At 60.5% G+C, this 18,099-nt stretch carries 12 protein-coding genes; all 12 read left to right on the top strand.

Going from position 1 to position 18,099, the window contains the following annotated elements; all coding sequences use genetic code 11:
- Nucleotides 1-357 precede the first annotated feature (357 nt).
- Entirely contained in the window at nt 358-3,753 is a 3,396-nt protein-coding gene (ileS, locus tag ACTNFJ_RS05230; RefSeq protein WP_435907250.1) for an isoleucine--tRNA ligase, read from the top strand.
- Nucleotides 3,750-5,099: a bifunctional folylpolyglutamate synthase/dihydrofolate synthase gene (locus ACTNFJ_RS05225; protein WP_435907173.1), complete on the top strand. Its 1,350-nt coding sequence runs from the start codon at nt 3,750-3,752 to the stop codon at nt 5,097-5,099. The genes ileS and ACTNFJ_RS05225 overlap by 4 nt, the downstream gene beginning before the upstream one ends.
- Before the next feature lie 83 nt (nt 5,100-5,182).
- A complete protein-coding gene (locus ACTNFJ_RS05220) occupies nt 5,183-5,572 on the top strand; it encodes a DUF4233 domain-containing protein (RefSeq protein ID WP_435907172.1) in 390 nt (129 codons plus the stop codon).
- Nucleotides 5,573-5,662: 90 nt separating this feature from the next.
- The gene (gene ndk, locus ACTNFJ_RS05215; RefSeq protein ID WP_435907171.1) at nt 5,663-6,079 is read left to right on the top strand and encodes a nucleoside-diphosphate kinase; all 417 of its coding nucleotides are present in this window, start codon (nt 5,663-5,665) and stop codon (nt 6,077-6,079) included.
- A gap of 110 nt (nt 6,080-6,189) precedes the next feature.
- Complete coding sequence (uvrB, locus tag ACTNFJ_RS05210; protein WP_435907170.1) at nt 6,190-8,283, top strand: excinuclease ABC subunit UvrB; 2,094 nt, start codon at nt 6,190-6,192, stop codon at nt 8,281-8,283.
- Nucleotides 8,284-8,338: 55 nt separating this feature from the next.
- A complete protein-coding gene (gene uvrA, locus ACTNFJ_RS05205; RefSeq protein ID WP_435907169.1) occupies nt 8,339-11,299 on the top strand; it encodes an excinuclease ABC subunit UvrA in 2,961 nt (986 codons plus the stop codon).
- A 1-nt stretch (nt 11,300) separates the two neighbouring features.
- Nucleotides 11,301-13,259, top strand: coding sequence for an excinuclease ABC subunit UvrC (gene uvrC, locus ACTNFJ_RS05200; protein ID WP_435907168.1), 1,959 nt, complete (start codon nt 11,301-11,303; stop codon nt 13,257-13,259).
- Nucleotides 13,256-14,131, top strand: a complete 876-nt coding sequence (rapZ, locus tag ACTNFJ_RS05195; RefSeq protein ID WP_435907167.1) for an RNase adapter RapZ — start codon at nt 13,256-13,258, stop codon at nt 14,129-14,131. The genes uvrC and rapZ overlap by 4 nt, the downstream gene beginning before the upstream one ends.
- Nucleotides 14,132-14,200: 69 nt before the next feature.
- Entirely contained in the window at nt 14,201-15,181 is a 981-nt protein-coding gene (gene whiA, locus ACTNFJ_RS05190; RefSeq protein ID WP_435907166.1) for a DNA-binding protein WhiA, read from the top strand.
- Between the two features lie 147 nt (nt 15,182-15,328).
- Nucleotides 15,329-15,952: a superoxide dismutase gene (locus ACTNFJ_RS05185; RefSeq protein WP_435907165.1), complete on the top strand. Its 624-nt coding sequence runs from the start codon at nt 15,329-15,331 to the stop codon at nt 15,950-15,952.
- 118 nt (nt 15,953-16,070) lie between these two features.
- Nucleotides 16,071-17,273 carry a phosphoglycerate kinase gene (locus ACTNFJ_RS05180; RefSeq protein ID WP_435907164.1) on the top strand — a complete coding sequence of 401 codons (1,203 nt, stop codon included), beginning with the start codon at nt 16,071-16,073 and terminating at the stop codon, nt 17,271-17,273.
- Nucleotides 17,270-18,067, top strand: coding sequence for a triose-phosphate isomerase (gene tpiA, locus ACTNFJ_RS05175; RefSeq protein ID WP_435907163.1), 798 nt, complete (start codon nt 17,270-17,272; stop codon nt 18,065-18,067). The genes ACTNFJ_RS05180 and tpiA overlap by 4 nt, the downstream gene beginning before the upstream one ends.
- Nucleotides 18,068-18,099 lie beyond the last annotated feature (32 nt).

Raw genomic sequence — 18,099 nt, 5'->3', positions numbered from 1 at the left:
TGAGATCGGGCCAATCGGGCGGGCCAGAGGCCACCTACTCAGGAGCACACCGGCTAGTATTGATGCAGAGATGAGGATCCGGCCATCACCGGGGAGTCTTCGGAAGAACGGCACCCTTGGGTGCTCAGTAGACCCGAACGGGTTGGCCCGTCATAGCCGAAATAAAGTGGTTGAGTCTGCGCCGGTACACCAGTGCGGATCTCGACAAGCAGGGTGGTACCGCGGGACTGTGAGGCTTTCGAGTCGGCAGCCTCGTCCCGGCAGTTTATCCACGAGTTGTTCTTTCTCGCATTGCTGATGGTGCAGAGGGAGGCGATGAGTGGACAACCGCACGATGAGAACCGCAGCGAGGAACCCATGCCCTACCCCCAGCAGTCGACTGACTCCCACAGCGCAAGCAATAAAAACGGTCCGAAGCATGCCGCAACGACGGCAGGTGCCGCGTTCGGAGTGAAGCCCTCACCCGCGCTTCCCGAAATCGAAGAGCGGGTGTTGGCCTTCTGGCAAGCAGACGACACCTTTCGTGAGTCGATTCGGCAACGCGAGGACGCTCCGGAATGGGTATTCAACGATGGTCCTCCATTCGCCAATGGGCTGCCGCACTACGGTCACCTTCTGACGGGGTATGCGAAGGATGTTTTTCCGCGCTTCCAGACTATGCGGGGCCGGAAGGTTGAACGTCGCTTCGGTTGGGATACTCACGGCTTACCGGCGGAGCTTGAGGTGATGAAGCAGCTGGGGATCACTGAAAAGAGCGAGATCGAGGAGATGGGGATCGCCTCCTTCAACGCCAAGGCGCGGGAGTCGGTGCTCTTCTACACGAAAGAGTGGGAAGAGTATGTCACCCGACAGGCACGCTGGGTTGACTTTGAAAACGACTACAAGACTCTCAATCTCGAGTTCATGGAAAGCGTGCTGTGGGCATTTAAGCAGCTCTACGACAAGGGTCTCGCCTACGAAGGTCACCGAGTACTGCCATATTGCTGGCGCGATGAGACGCCCCTTTCAAACCACGAGCTGCGCATGGACGATGATGTCTACCAGATGCGTCAGGACCCCTCGGTCACGGTGAGCTTCCCGATGGTGGGAGAGCGTGCCACCTTATTGGGGCTCGACGGCGTACGTGCCCTCGCTTGGACCACCACCCCTTGGACCCTGCCGACGAATGTCGCACTCGCTGTTGGCCCGGAGATCGCCTACGCGTTGATCCCTGCGGGTCCGCTCGGTGCCGCAGACGGCAGCTCCGCACAGTCAGCTCGCTACCTCCTCGCGGCTGACATGGTGGGCGCGCACGCGAAGGAACTGGGTTACGAATCTGCCGACCACGCACGTGACGCGGTGCTTCGGACGTTTGAGGGCCGCGAACTCGCTGATGTGTCGTATACGAGACTCTTCGATTACTTCGCAGATACGGAACTCTGGAACACGGAGCACTGCTGGCGAATCCTGGTGGATGATTACGTCACGACAACCGATGGCACGGGTATCGTGCATCAATCGCCAGCCTACGGTGAGGACGACATGCGGATCGCCTCGGCTGCAGGCATGCCGACAATCGTAAGTGTCGACGACGGGGGCCGATTCATCTCGGCGGTTTCAGATGTCGCCGGGGAGCTATGGTTCGACGCGAACCGTCCTCTTATTCGCCTGATTCGCGAGAAGGGCCGCCTGCTCCGCGAGGCAAGCTACGAGCACTCTTACCCGCACTGCTGGCGGTGCAGAAACCCCCTCATCTACAAGGCGGTCTCGAGTTGGTTCGTGCGAGTCACTGAGATCAAAGAACGCATGCTCGAGTTGAACGAAGAGATCAACTGGGTGCCCGCCAACGTGAAGCACGGGCAATTCGGCAAGTGGCTCGAGGGCGCGCGAGACTGGTCAGTGAGTCGCAACCGGTATTGGGGCAGCCCGATCCCGGTGTGGAAGAGCGACAATCCCGACTATCCCCGTGTCGATGTGTATGGTTCGCTTGCTGAGATCGAGGCGGATTTTGGTCGACTGCCGACCGGCGCATCTGGCGGGGTGGATCTGCACCGGCCGTTCATTGATGAATTGACTCGTCCGAATCCTGACGATCCCACCGGGCAGTCCACGATGCGGCGGATCGAAGACGTGTTCGACGTGTGGTTTGACTCCGGTTCGATGCCGTTCGCGCAGGCGCATTACCCGTTTGAGAATCGTGACTGGTTCGATACCCATCAGCCCGCCGACTTCATTGTCGAGTACATCGGTCAAACACGCGGATGGTTTTACGTCATGCACGTGCTTGCAACCGCGCTCTTTGACCGACCCGCCTTCAGGAACGTCATCAGTCACGGCATCGTTCTCGGCTCCGACGGCAACAAGATGTCGAAGAGTCTGCAGAACTACCCCGATGTCAACGAGGTATTCGAACGTGATGGATCAGACGCGATGAGGTGGTTCCTCATGGCGTCGCCCGTTGTTCGGGGTGGCAACCTCGTGGTCACCGAGGAGGGGATTCGTGAAGGGGTGCGGCAGTTCATTCTGCCGCTGTGGAGCACCTGGTACTTCTTTAGCCTGTATGCAAACGCTGACGGGCTAGAGGCTCAGTGGCGCACGGACTCCCGCGATCCACTGGATCGCTATATTCTCGCGAAAACAGGCGCGCTCGTGCGCGACGTCGGAACCCACCTTGAGTCGCTAGATACCACCTCCGCAGCCGAGTCTCTTCGGGAGTTCGCCGAGGTCCTCACCAACTGGTACGTGCGACGTTCGCGAGATCGATTCTGGGCGGGTACCAGCGGACCCAACGGAAGAGCGGAAAACCGACAGGCGTTCGACACCCTTTTCACAGTGCTCGAAACGGTAGCTCGAGTGGCCGCACCGATGATGCCGCTGGTTGCCGAGGAAATGTGGCGCGGACTCACCGGGGGCCGTTCCGTGCACCTGACCGATTGGCCGAGTGCCGATGAGTTCCCGCAGGATGACGAACTCATCGGTGCTATGGATGAGATTCGTCAGATCACCTCGCAGGCACTGGCGCTTCGGAAGTCTCGGCGCCTGCGGGTGCGGCTCCCGCTGAAGAAACTCACCGTCGTGACAGCACGAAAGAATTCACTGAAACCCTTCGCTGAAATCTTGCGTGAAGAGCTAAACGTGAAGCAGGTAAAGCTCAAGAGACTGAAGGAGACTAGCGCGCAAGAACACGGCATCCTTCAGCAGTTGACCGTCAACGCGCGCGCCGCCGGACCCCGCATAGGCAAAAGTGTGCAGCAGGCGATCGCGGGAGCGAAGACCGGTAACTGGAGTGAGAATGACGGTGTAGTTACCGCTGGCGGGGTGGTCCTGCAGCCAGGCGAATACGAACTGACAAACTCAGTGGGCGAAGGCTCGCAGGATCGAGATGCGCTGGGTCTGTTGCCGGGCGGGGGTTTTGTATTGCTGCGCACGGAAACCTCCCCGAAGTTGGAGGCCGAAGGCATCGCGAGGGATGCAATCCGTGCGGTTCAGGAGGCACGGAAGAACGCTGGCCTTGAAGTCAGCGACCGGATCGTGCTCGCCCTGAATGCTGCCCCTGAGTACGCTGAAGCGCTGCACGTGCACGCCGATCTCATTGCCGCCGAGACGCTGGCCGTGGCTTTCGCGGTGCAGCCTACTGACGGCATGGATGACATTGCGGCGCAGCCCGGCAGAGTTATTGACGATGTCGTGTTCATCAGCAGCGCTGCTGCTCTGGGAGCTGAAAAGGCTCCGCTCATCATTACTGTTGACGCGTCAGAAAAGAGTGCAGAATGAGTCTGAATCAAGGCGCAGCGAACGTGTACGAGGCGCTGCTGCTGCGCGTGGGGGAGGCGACTCCTCGTCCGCGGATCGAGCCAGCCCGGCGTCTAGCAGAGCTCGCGGGGTCACCGCAGCTTTCCTTCCCGATCATTCAAATCGCGGGAACCAATGGCAAGACCTCAACGAGCCGCGCGATTGAGTCTCTGCTGCGCGCGCACGGCCTGCGAACCGGGCTGTTCACGAGCCCACACCTCGTCGATTTCACGGAACGCTTCCAGATCGACGGCGAACCCATTCGCGACGAATCGCTCGTCACGGCTTGGGCCGAGCTGCAGATGCCTCTCGAGCTCGTCGACCGGGAACTTGCCGACTCAGGCCAGGGCCCCATCACCTTTTTCGAGGCACTCGCTGTGCTCGCGTTTCTCGCCTTCGCGGACGCGCCGGTCGAGGTTGCCGTCATCGAGGTCGGAATGGGTGGTGCGTGGGATGCCACCAATATCGCCGATGCGCAAGTTGCGGTGTTTACTCCGATCGACCTCGATCACACTTCGATTCTTGGGCACACAATCGGCGAGATCGCACACACCAAGTCAGGGATCATCAAGCCTGGCGCCATCGCAGTGTCAGCAAGGCAGCACGCGGACGCTGCAGCTGAACTGCGACTCGCCTCAGAGGAACAGAGCGTGAGGCTCCTCGTTGCTGGCGACGAGTTTGATCTCGTTGAAGACCGGCTCGCCGTCGGCGGTCGGCAGGTTGATGTGCGCGGGATCACCGGGCACATCTACGACTCTGCGTTCGTACCGCTTTACGGAAGCTACCAGGCCGAAAATGTCGCGGTGGCGGTAGCCGCGGTCGAGGCGTTCTTCGGAGGTGAGCGCCCCCTTCCGGAGGCCGTCTTCGAGGAAGGACTCGCGCAACTCACCTCACCTGGACGTCTGCAGCTGATCGGTACTGAGCCCATCGTCTACGTCGACGCCGCCCATAACCCGCACGGAGCCGAGGCACTGGCCCGAGCAATCACCGAATCCTTCGCGTTTTCCGAACTCGCACTCGTTGTGGGTGTTATGAGTGAGAAAGACGCCGCGGGCGTATTGGAAGCATTGGCCCCGATCGCCAACACGGTGTATCTCACCCCCGTCGACTCTGAGAGAACCACCCCAGCCGAAGATCTCTACGAACTCGGCACCCACGCGCTCGGTGAGTTGCCGGTCAGGGTCGCCGAGTCCCTTCCTGAGGCCCTCGATGCGGCCCGGGTCTGGGCCAACACTGGCGAAGGCCGGGCGGTTCTGGTCGTCGGCTCGGTGCTTTTGGCTGGAGAGGCCATTGCCTTCGCGCGCGCCGAGGGGTGGGCTGTCGTATGAGCCCGGGATCTCCCTCACCGCAAAACTCAGAGGATCCAGAGTTGCGGCTCTCACCCTCCGAGACTTTTGCCCATAACGCCGCAATGCGTGTATCCGGGGCTGCTTCCGGTGCCGACAGCGGCGCGCGCACGCAACGGGCACTCGCCTCAATCGTGCTCGGATTCGAACTGATTGTGGTCTTCCTCATGGGCATGACGGTGTTCGGTTTGAGTATCACCGAGCCTCGCGAGCTCGGCATCATCGGTGGTATCGGACTGTGCGTCGTGATAATCCTTGCGCTTGCGACGATGCGCAGGGGCAAAGTGGGAATCTGGATCGGGTGGGTGGTCCATGTGCTGATGCTTCTCAGCGCACTCGTGCTTCCCATGGCCCTCATCGTCGGGGTGATCTTCACGGCACTGTGGGTGTACTGCATGGTGAAAGGTACCCGCATCGACCGGGACAGGGCCGCCTGGATCGCCGAGCAACAGTAGGCGCGAAGCTAGTGTCCCGAACGAAGCAGCTACACTCGACGAGGGCCCAGCCCCGATCAGAACGTGACTGATGCGAAACAAGGAGAGAACATGTCAGCTGAAGAGACCCTCATCTTGGTGAAACCCGATGGCGTGGCCCGTGGGCTCACCGGCGAGATCCTGCGCCGTGTTGAGAACAAGGGATACCGTCTCGTCGATATTCGGATGGTGACCGCTGGCCGAGCGTTGCTCGCAGAACACTACGCAGAACACGAGGGAAAGCCGTTCTTCGAGCCGCTCCTCGAATTCATGTCATCTGGTCCGATCGTGGCGATTCGAGCCGAGGGCGATCGTGTCATCGAGGGCTTTCGCGCACTCGCCGGTGCGACCGATCCCACCGCGGCGCTACCCGGTACGATTCGGGGCGACCTCGGGCGCGACTGGGGCCTCAAAGTGCAGCAAAACCTCGTGCACGGTTCAGATTCGACGCTCTCGGCTGAACGCGAACTGAAGCTCTGGTTCGGTTAAGCCTCTCCCGAGCGCCCACGGCTGACGGAGATCTTTCACATCGCGCTAAGCGCCGGGGGTGTCGGGCCGATGTGAGCGTCTTTGTCAGCCCTGGAGAGTAGCCTCAAAGCATGGAACCAACGCGCAGCGTGCGCCCCTTTGAGGTCGTCAGTGACTACGAGCCGAGCGGCGATCAACCGCAGGCTATCCAGGAACTTACCCAGCGCATTAACGCCGGCGAGACCGAAGTGGTGCTGCTGGGTGCCACGGGCACTGGAAAGTCGGCGACAACGGCCTGGCTCATCGAAGCAGTTCAGCGGCCGACCCTGATCCTCGCGCACAACAAGACGCTGGCGGCGCAGCTCGCAAATGAGTTTCGTGAGCTTATGCCCAACAATGCCGTCGAGTACTTCGTTTCCTATTACGACTATTACCAGCCCGAGGCATATGTGCCTCAGACCGACACATTCATCGAGAAAGACTCCTCGGTGAACGCGGAGGTTGAACGGCTGCGACACTCGACGACCAATGCTCTGCTGAGCCGACGTGACGTAGTCGTGATTTCTACGGTGTCGTGCATTTACGGACTCGGCAAGCCCGAGGAGTACTACGAGGCTATGGTCCCCCTCGTCGTTGGCGACCGTTTGGATCGCGACGTACTGCTTCGTCGCTTCGTAGACATGCAGTATCAGCGCAATGACATCGAGTTCGTGCGAGGCAACTTCCGGGTTCGTGGCGACACCGTCGAGATAATCCCTATGTATGAAGAACTCGCAATCCGGATCGAGTTTTTTGGCGACGAGGTGGAGGCACTGTATTACCTGCACCCCTTGACGGGGGAAGTCATCAAGCAAGTCGAAACCGTGTCGGTCTTTCCCGGTTCCCACTATGTCGCGAGCCGCAACGTCATGAATCGCGCCATGGGGACAATTTCGGAAGAACTTGAGGTGCGGACTCGGGAGTTGAAGCAGCAGAACAAACTTGTCGAGGAGCAGCGGCTGCGGATGCGCACGACCTTCGATCTCGAGATGATGGAGCAAATTGGGTTTTGCTCTGGCATCGAAAATTATTCACGCCACATCGATGGCCGCCAGCCGGGTGAGGCTCCCCACTGCTTGCTCGACTATTTTCCGGACGACTTTTTGATGGTGATTGACGAGTCACACGTGACCGTTCCGCAGATAGGCGCGATGTATGAGGGCGATGCCTCGCGCAAGAGAACCTTGGTGGATCACGGATTCCGCCTCCCCAGCGCACTCGACAACCGGCCGCTGAAGTTCAGCGAGTTTAAGGATCGTGTGGGGCAAACGGTGTATCTCTCGGCAACCCCATCCGCATACGAATTGGATCGTGCCGACGGGGTTGTCGAACAGATCATTCGACCGACTGGCCTCATTGATCCCGAGATTATCGTTAAGCCCAGTGAAGGGCAGATTGACGATCTGCTCGAGGAAGTGCGCATTCGCGCGGAACGGGACGAGCGCGTGCTCGTTACGACCCTCACCAAGAAGATGGCGGAGCAACTCACCACTTTCATGGAGGAAGCCGGAGTGCGGGTCCGCTACCTGCACAGCGATGTGGACACGCTACGTCGCGTGGAATTGCTCACTGAGCTGCGCGCCGGTGTCTACGATGTTCTCGTCGGTATCAACCTACTTCGCGAGGGACTCGATCTGCCTGAGGTGTCGCTCGTTTCGATTCTCGACGCCGACAAGGAGGGATTCCTGCGCTCGAGCACTTCCCTCATTCAGACGATCGGCCGGGCCGCGCGAAACGTGTCGGGCCAGGTTCACATGTACGCGGACAGGGTCACCCGATCCATGCAGCACGCCATCGACGAGACGAACCGTCGACGAGACAAGCAGATCGCGTACAACACTCTGCACGGCGTGGATCCTCAGCCTTTGCGCAAAAAGATCGGTGACATCACGGAACTTTTGAATCGTGAAGCAGCCGACACCGAGGCGGTGCTCGCTTCCCGCGTTTCGCAGCACGCACAGAAGAAGGGTGGAGGGTCATCTCGTGCCAAGGGCACGAGCACCTCGCGAGCAGGTGCGATCGCCGGCGAGGGGGCAGCTCAGCTCGAGGGTTTGGTAGCGGATCTCACCGAGCAGATGCTCGCCGCCGCGGCTGAACTCAAATTCGAACTCGCGGCCCGTCTCCGCGACGAGGTCGCGGAATTGAAGAAGGAACTTCGCAGCATGGACGCGGCGGGGCATCGTTAGCCCAGATGTCGCACATACGTTCGAATCCCAGGTTCTGCGGCGGTAGGATAGGTGAGTGACTTCGACCCCTACACAGGCCCCGATTTCCTCGCCCGGCACCCACGCGCACATCAGCGTCAAGGGTGCTCGGGTCCATAATCTGAGAGACGTAGATCTCACGATTCCGAGAGACTCGCTCGTGGTATTTACAGGGCTTTCAGGCTCGGGTAAGTCGAGCATGGCCTTCGACACCATTTTTGCAGAGGGCCAGCGGCGGTATGTCGAGAGCCTCTCTGCATACGCTCGGCAGTTCTTGGGCCAGGTTGACAGGCCTGACGTTGATTTCATCGAGGGCCTGAGCCCTGCGGTAAGCATTGACCAGAAGTCGACGAACCGCAATCCAAGATCCACCGTCGGCACGATCACCGAGATCTACGATTACATGCGTCTTCTGTGGGCCCGCATCGGCATTCCGCACTGCGCGGTGTGTGGCGAGCCGATCCGCGCTCAGACGGTTCAGCAGATCGCAGACACGCTTATGGAGCTTCCCGAGCGAACACGCTTCCAAGTCCTCGCGCCCGTGGTCAGCCAGAAGAAGGGCGAGTTTGTTGACCTGTTTCATGAGCTCGCAGCAACAGGGTATTCCCGCGCCATCGTCGACGGCGAAGTCATTCAGCTTTCAGACCCCCCGAAGCTGAAGAAGCAAGTTAAGCACGACATCGCGGTAGTCGTAGACCGGCTCGTCGCAAGCCCGGACGGACTTGGCCGGCTCACCGACTCGCTTGAGACTGCTTTGAAGCTTGCAAGCGGGCTTGTGACAATAGATTTCGTCGATCTAGAGCCTCAGTCGAAGGACCGCCGGCAGACCTTCTCCGAAAATCTCAGTTGCCCCAATCGCCACCCGGTATCGCTCACTGAAATCGAGCCCCGCACCTTCTCCTTTAACGCACCGTTTGGGGCGTGCCCTGTGTGCAGCGGTCTCGGTACGAGTATGTCGGTCGATGAAGAACTCGTGCTGGGCGACGAATCGTTGAGCATTGCTGAAGGCGTGATCGTTCCTTGGACGAGTCAGGGAAAGAGCCTCTACAACTACTACGAAAAGCTTCTGCGAGGGCTCTCGCACGATCTGGATTTCGATCTCCAGACACCGTGGCGAGATTTACCCGCAGAGGTGCGCGAGGCAGTGCTGAAGGGCAACAACTTCACCGTCAACGTGAAGTGGAAGAATAGGTTCGGTCGTGAGGTCAAATACACCTCGGGGTTTGAAGGGGTCATACCTTTCATCGAGCGACAGTACGCAGAGGCGGAGAGCGACGGGCGACGCGAGCGCTGGTCTGAATTTCTGCGCGAGGTACCGTGTCACGCCTGTAATGGTCAGCGGTTGAAGCCCGAGGTGCTAGCGGTGACCGTCAATGGCGAGTCAATTGCCGCTGTGGGAGAGTTCAGTCTCACCGCAGCCCAGCGATTCTTCAACGAGGTGACGCTCACTGAGCGCGAGGCCAAGATCGCGGCGCAGGTGTTGCGCGAGATTCGCCTGCGCTTTAACTTCCTCATTGAGGTTGGGCTCGGCTATCTCACCCTCGCCCGCTCCGCAGGCACCCTCTCCGGTGGCGAGGCGCAACGCATCCGCCTGGCCACGCAGATCGGTTCAGGGCTCACTGGTGTGCTGTACGTACTCGATGAGCCGAGCATCGGCCTGCACCAGCGGGATAACCGCAGGCTGATTGAAACTCTGGTCAAGCTGCGAGATCTCGGCAATACCTTGATTGTTGTTGAGCACGACGAAGAAACTATTGAGGCCGCCGATTGGATCGTCGACATTGGCCCAGGGGCTGGAGTCGAGGGTGGCACCGTTGTGCACTCTGGAGACTACGCCTCACTGCTTGAGAACCCCGAATCACTCACCGCTGACTACCTGGTGGGCCGTCGTTCCATCGAGACCCCCCGGAAGCGTAGGAAGCCCGAAAAAGGTCGGGAGCTGAAGGTTATCGGAGCGCGTTCGAACAACCTGAAGGGCGTCGACGCAACGTTCCCACTCGGCATTATGACTGCGGTGACCGGTGTGAGCGGCTCGGGGAAGTCAACCCTGGTGAACGATATCCTCTACCGTGTTCTTGCCTCGCAGCTGAACGGCGCACGAACGGTTCCCGGCAAGCACACACGCATTACGGGAGTCGAACATCTGGACAAGGTGGTGCACGTCGATCAGGCCCCGATCGGCCGGACACCCCGATCGAACCCTGCGACCTACACCGGTGTATTCGACAAGATCCGCAATTTGTTTGCAGACACCCCGGAAGCAAAGACTCGTGGATACCTCGCCGGCCGGTTCAGTTTCAACGTCAAGGGCGGTCGGTGCGAGGCGTGCTCAGGCGACGGCACACTCAAGATCGAGATGAATTTCCTCCCCGACGTCTACGTCGCATGCGAGGTCTGTGGGGGAAAGCGCTACAACCGCGAGACTCTGCAGGTGCGCTACAAGGGAAAGAACATCAGTGAGGTGCTCGACATGCCGATCGCTGAAGCTTCGGAGTTTTTCGAACCCATTTCGAGCATCCACCGCTATCTCAAGACCCTGGTCGATGTCGGACTGGGATACGTGCGGCTGGGTCAGGCCGCGACCACCCTGTCGGGTGGTGAGGCGCAACGAGTCAAACTCGCGACCGAGCTGCAGAAGCGCTCGAACGGACGCACAATTTATGTTCTCGACGAGCCCACGACCGGCTTGCACTTCGAGGATGTACGAAAGCTGCTGCTCGTGTTGAACGGCCTGGTAGAAAAGGGAAACACGGTCATCACGATTGAACACAACCTTGATGTCATTCGCAGTGCGGACTGGGTCATTGATCTGGGCCCGGAGGGTGGATCCGGCGGCGGCAGTATCCTGGCCACCGGGACTCCTGAGCAGATCGCCAAGGCACGCGGTAGCCATACGGGTGAGTTCCTCGCCGAGGTGCTCACCGGGCGAGGGAAACGGGCCGCGGAGGCGGGGACATCGAAAACTGCACAGGCAGCGAAGGTCCAAGTAAAGGTCTGACATGTCCGAACATGTGGATCGCCGGGCGCATTTCCGCCCGGCGATCGGTGAAATTCCCACCACGCCCGGGGTGTATCGCTTCAGCGATCGACACGGCCGCGTGCTGTACATCGGGAAGGCGAAGAATCTGCGAGCACGGCTCGCAAACTATTTCCAGCCGTTGCAATCGATCCAACCCCGTACGCGCAGAATGCTTGCTTTGGCGGCACGCCTGGATTGGACCGTCGTCGCCACAGACACCGAGTCGTTGGTGCTCGAGCACACCTGGATCACTGAGTTCAAACCGCCCTTTAACGTTCAGTTTCGCGACGACAAGACCTACCCGTATCTGGCCGTCACACTTCGAGATGAGGCTCCGCGGTTGCTCATCACGCGCAATGAGAAAATTCGGGGCGCACGCTACTTTGGACCGTACCCGAAGGTCTGGGCTCTCAGAGAGACGACCGCATTGCTGCAGCAGGCGTTTCCCATTCGCACCTGCAACGAGGCAGACTATCGGCGGGCCATACAGTCAGGAAGGCCCTGCCTTGCGGGTCAGATCGGTCGGTGTCACGGACCGTGTTCGGGACTGATCAGCGTTGAGGCTCATCGCAGTCGGGTGAGCGATCTGGTTACCTTTCTCGCGGGTGGTGACGCGACCCATCTGCGGCGGCTCCGTAACGAAATGCGCAATGCAGCCGCCGAGCAGCGTTACGAAGACGCGGCGAGGCTGCGCGATCAGGCAGCCGCGGTCGAGCACGTTATGGAACGGAACTCGGTATCGCTTAGTCATGACGTTGACGCCGACGTGTTTGGCTTCCGCGCCGATGAACTCTCCGCCGCCGCTCACCAGTTCATTGTGCGGGGAGGCCGCATCCGAGGAGAGCGCAGCTGGATCGTTGACGTCGAACTCGACGACTCGCCCGGCACGCTGCTTGAACAGGTAATTCAGTCGGCCTACGAGGGCGAGAGAGAACCTCCCCCTCAAATCCTCGTGCCGCTCCTTCCGGATGGGGCTGACGCCCTGGAGGGGGCGCTTCGCGCGCGGCGCCCGCGGGGTGGTCGTGTGCGGGTGCAGGTGCCAGAACGCGGTGACAAGGCGCAGCTGCTGGATCGAGCCACCCTGAACGCGGGAGAGAATCTCGTGCGCCATAAGCTCAAGCGATCCGCTGATATCACGGCTCGAACTGATGCATTGGCTGAACTCCAGCGGTCACTCGGCATGAACGAGCCACCGCTGCGCATCGAGTGCATCGACGTATCTCACCTGCAGGGAACGGGAGTGGTCGCGTCGCTGGTCGTCTTCGAAGATGGCCTGCCAGCAAAGGGCGCGTATCGGAAGTACCGAATCGAACAGACCCGTGACGATACCGATTCCATCTATCAGGTGGTCTCTCGCCGAGCCGCGCAACTGAACGCAGCAGCTGAATCTGAGAACCTTCCCTCGGGCAGATATCGGGAGAGACCGCAGCTCATCATCGTTGACGGCGGACAGCCGCAAGTCGCTGCCGCCTACCGCGCTCTGAAAGAGGCGAAGATCACTGACATCGCCCTCGTGGGGGTCGCGAAACGACTCGAAGAGCTCTGGCTTCCGGAAGACCCATTCCCAGTGATTCTTCCGCGCACGAGCGAAGGACTGTTTCTCGTTCAGCGCGTGCGTGACGAGGCACACCGATTTGCGATCACGTTTCAGCGGCAGCGGCGCAGCACAGCCATCGCAAGCAGACTCGCGGAAATCCCGGGTCTTGGTCCGAAGCGCGTGCAGGCCCTCCTGCGCCACTTCGGCTCAGTGACGCGACTGAAAGCGGCCTCGGTCGCTGAGATTGCCAGCGCCCCGGGCGTGGGACCCCAATTGGCAGCGCAGATCCACCGCCATGTGCAGGGTCCGACCACTGAACCCGGCGCGGAAAGCTTGGACGGAAGTGCGGCTAAGCTAGAAGAGGCATTCGGGCAGGGGCAAGACGAGGAGATCGAGCGGTGAACGAGCAGTCAGCGAATCAGGAAATCCTGATCGTCACCGGCATGTCTGGGGCTGGGCGTAGTACCGTGGCGAACGCGTTGGAAGACCTCGGATGGTATGTCGTCGACAACCTCCCGCTGCCGATGCTGAAGCCGCTTGCCGACATGGCGGATCGCTCCGGTGGCGCGTTGCCCCGTATCGTCGCCGTAGTTGACGTGCGGGGGCGCGATTTGTTCGCCGATGTGCAGCAAACTGTTGCGAGCTTGCGCGAAAACGCGAAAGTACGCGTCGTGTTTCTTGACGCGACAGATGAAATCTTGGTGAGCCGCTACGAATCGGTGCGCCGTCCGCATCCGCTGCAGGCTGAGGGCAGCCTCCTGGATGGTATTCGCCTCGAACGCGAGCGGCTGCAAGAACTCCGTGCGTCGAGCGACGTCGTTATCGACACCTCGCGTTACAACGTGCACGACCTCTCGACCGCCACTCGTGAACTCTTCTCTGACGATGACACCCCGGGATTACAGTTGTCCGTGCAGAGCTTCGGCTTCAAGTACGGCACTCCCACCGACGTTGATCTGATGGCAGATATGCGTTTTTTGCCGAATCCGTTTTGGGAGACAGAGTTGCGGCCTCTTACGGGGGTCGACGCAGATGTCAAGGATTACGTGCTGAGCCGGGAGGGCGCGACAGAGTTTCTCGAGCACTACGTGGCAGCGCTAGAGCCGGTGCTCGCAGGCTACCAGCGCGAGAACAAACGTCACGTCTCGCTTGCAGTAGGCTGCACGGGCGGCAAACATCGTTCTGTGGCGATGGCTCGCGAATTGGCTGACCGCCTCGCCGCGCTGCCTGGCGTAAATGTCAGTCTGCGCCACCGAGATCTCGGGCGCGAGTAACCACAGCCTGGCGGTATCACGCTGCCAGCAGCAGTATTCTTTCTACACTCTTCTTTGAGAGGATCCAGAGTGCCTTCAACCCCCGATGTCAAGAACGAGCTCGTTCGCGTGGCTGCGCAGCAGACCGGCGAGCGGATCGCGGAGCTCGCGACCGTGCTCAGGCTCGCAGGGGGACTGCACACCATCTCAGGGCGGATCGCACTTGAGGCCGAGCTGCACACTCCCGCGATCGTGCAGCGTGTGCGCAAGGACCTCGCTGAGATTTACGGTGTACGTTCTGACGCGAAACAGTTACCCGCTGCTAACACCCGGCCCGGTGCACCCCAGTTCGTCGTTCGTGTGCTCGATGGCGAGACCCTCGCTCGTCAGCTCGGTCTGCTCGATCAACGCCGTCGACCTATTCGCGGACTGCCGAATCGTCTGACCACCGGATCTCCTGGTGAGCTTGCCGCGATGTGGCGTGGCGCGTTCCTGGCGCGCGGATCGGTCACGCCTCCAGGGCGATCAGCCAGCCTCGAGATCATCTGCCCCACGAACGAGGCCGCAATGGCTTTAGTTGGTGCAGCAGGCCGGATCGGCGTCACCACGAAGAATCGCGAAATTCGGGGGCAGCACAAAGTGCTCATTCGCGATGGCGAGGCGATCGGTGAGATGCTTGGGGCAATGGGGGCTAGAGAGTCCCAGGCCGACTGGGAAGATCTACGGAAAGCACGAGAGACCCGAAACACGGCCAACCGCCTCGTTAATTTTGACGATGCCAACCTCCGCCGCAGCGCTCAGGCATCTGTAGCGGCGTGTGCCCGAGTCGAACGTGCTCTCGAGATTTTGGGAGACGAAATTCCCGATCACTTAAAGTATGCCGGCGCGTTGCGTATTGCGCACCGCGATGCGAGCCTGGACGAGCTCGGAAACCGAGCGGATCCGCCACTCACGAAAGATGCGATCGCGGGTCGGATTCGTCGTCTGCTTGCCATGGCAGACAAAGAAGCCGAGGTTCGCGGGATTCCCGGCACCGACGCGAATCTGCCGGACGAGATCGATCGCCTGTAGACGAACGCCTGCGACAAATTGGCACGCACTCACCTCGGCGGGGGAGACGTTCGCTGTGGGCGAGAACCGTGCAATCGCTAGGTGCGCGTAGCCACCCCGGGCATAGACTGAGTCGAAGACTTCGACGCGATTCTGGAGGAACGCCACATGACTGCATATACACTCCCCGAACTTCCTTACGACTACGCAGCGCTTGAGCCGCACATCAGCGGCAAGATCATGCAGTTGCACCACGACAAGCATCACCAGGCATACGTGACTGGCGCCAACACTGCTCTGCAGCAGCTCGCAGAGGCGCGTGACACTGAGAATCTCGCGGCCGTGAACAAGCTCGAGAAGGACCTCGCGTTCAACGTGGGAGGCCACGTTAACCACACCATTTTCTGGAACAATCTCTCGCCAGAAGGCGGGGAACGTCCTGAGGGTGAGCTTGCCTCGGCAATCGATGAGTTCTTCGGATCGTTCGAGAAGTTCCAGGCACACTTCACGGCGACAGCTATGGGCGTGCAGGGTTCAGGTTGGTCAGTTCTGGCCTGGGATGCACTGGGCCAGCGGGCAAACATTGTGCAGCTGTTTGATCAGCAGGGCAATCTGCCGGCGGGCACTATTCCTCTGCTCATGCTTGATGTATGGGAGCATGCGTACTACCTCGATTACCTCAATGTGCGTGCCGACTATGTGCAGGCTTTTTGGAACATCGCCAACTGGCAGGACGTGGCGAAGCGCTTCGAGGCTGCGCGGAGCCAGAGCGCTGGCTTGATCCAGCTCTGACCGTCAAGCGGGCTGACCCACAGGGGTCGGCCCGCTTGCTGTGTCCGCACCCTTCACCGCCGAGCCCAAGCGTGCGCGCGAGAGTTCGTGCACGATCCATCACAAGAGGAGAACTCCCATGCGCACACTTGAGACCCTTGGGTCGCTCCGCTCGCAAACGGTGCTTGTTCGCTGCGATCTGAATGTTCCATTGACTGACGGCGTGATTACAGACGACGGTCGTATCAGGGCATCGCTGTCGACAATTCGCGAACTGCGATCCGCGGGTGCTCGGGTCGTGCTCGTGAGCCACCTCGGCCGACCGGCTGGTTCGCCCGAGGCAAAGTACTCGCTGCGCCCGGTCGCCAAGCGCATGTCGGAACTGCTCGAAGCTCCGGTAGCTTTCGTAGCTGAGACTGTGGGCCCGGAGGCCACGGCAGCGCGTGCCGCTCTCAACGATGGCGATGTGCTGATGCTCGAGAATCTGCGCTTCAATGCGGGCGAGACGAGCAAGAACGCGGCTGAGCGCGAGGCTTTTGCAGCAGCACTCGCTGACGGTGCGAACGCCTTCGTGTCCGATGGTTTTGGCGTGGTTCATCGGAGGCAGGCAAGCGTGACAGAGCTTGCCGAGATCCTCCCGAGTGCCGCAGGTCGCTTGGTCGTTGGCGAGCTCGAGGTGCTCAGGCGGCTGACGATTGACCCGGAGCGTCCCTACACAGTGGTCTTGGGTGGTTCGAAGGTCTCCGACAAGCTGGGCGTCATCGCGCACCTCTTGGAGCGAGTGGACACCCTCCTAATTGGTGGAGGCATGCTCTTTACTTTCCTCGCCGCGCAAGGACACGCTGTGGGGGCAAGCCTCTTGGAAGAGGACCAGATTGAGGCTGTGCGCGGGTACCTGGCTGAGGCGGATCGTCACGGCGTGCGTATCGTGTTGCCAACCGACGTGGTCGTCGCGGAGCAATTTGGGCCCGACGCAGCTCATGAGATCGTCGCAACCGACGCTATCGAACTGAGCACCTTCGGCGCGTCAGGCATCGGCCTAGACATTGGGCCGGAATCTGCTGCCGCATTTGCTCAGATCATCTTGGGCTCGCGCACGGTGTTCTGGAACGGGCCGATGGGCGTGTTTGAGATGCCAGCCTTTGCAGAGGGAACACGTACGGTCGCGCGCGCGCTCTCCGAGACCACCGGCTTCACAGTTGTGGGTGGCGGTGACTCTGCGGCCGCAGTGCGCGCTCTCGGCTTCTCGGACAGCGAGTTTGGCCACATTTCCACTGGAGGTGGTGCGAGCCTCGAATACCTCGAGGGGAAGTCCCTTCCGGGTTTGGAGGTGCTCGCATGAGTCAAGCCGGTGGGCGAGTGCCCCTGATCGCGGGCAACTGGAAGATGAATCTCGATCACCTGCAAGCGATCGGGCTTGTCCAGAAGCTTTCTTGGAGTCTGAAAGACGTCAAGCATGATTTCGGCGCTGTCGAGGTGGCGGTCTTTCCTCCGTTTACCGATCTTCGATCTGTGCAGACCCTAGTTGCCGCAGACAAACTTGCTCTCCGGCTCGGGGCGCAAGACGTCTCGCCGAACCAGACCGGAGCCTTCACAGGTGACGTGGCTGCCTCGTTTTTGAAGAAGCTCGAAGTCGAGCACGTCCTCGTGGGGCACTCTGAGCGCCGTCATGGCCATGGCGAGGGCAGTGACCTCATTGCACGCAAGGCCCGGGCCGTGCACGCGGCAGACATGATCCCGATGATTTGCGTCGGTGAGACCGCTGACGATCTGTCTGAACATGGGGCGGCTTCGGTGCCCCTGCAACAGCTTACGGAGGTATTGGCTGACCTTCCCGCGGGGGCCGAGTTTGTGGTCGCCTACGAACCGGTGTGGGCAATCGGCAGCGGTGAGGCCGCCAGCCCCGAGCAGGCTGAGGATGTGTGTGGGAAGCTCCGTGCACGCATCTCCGAACTGCGTGGTGAGGCGGACGCTGACCGAACTCGGATCCTGTATGGAGGGTCGGTTACCAGCTTGAATGTTGCCGGCTTCCTCAGGCAGGCAAATATCGACGGTGCGTTGGTGGGCGGCGCAAGCCTTGATGCCACTGAGTTTTCGCGGATCGTTCAGTTCAAGAAGCATGTCACCGGCGCGTAGGCCAGCTCCCTACCAGTACTCGCACGATATAC

Origin of the sequence: Leucobacter shiyiweii (assembly GCF_052446065.1) — a bacterium.
Taxonomy (GTDB): domain Bacteria; phylum Actinomycetota; class Actinomycetes; order Actinomycetales; family Microbacteriaceae; genus Leucobacter.
The sequence above is the reverse complement of the archived record's forward strand: the minus strand, read 5'-3'. Positions and strand labels throughout refer to the sequence as shown.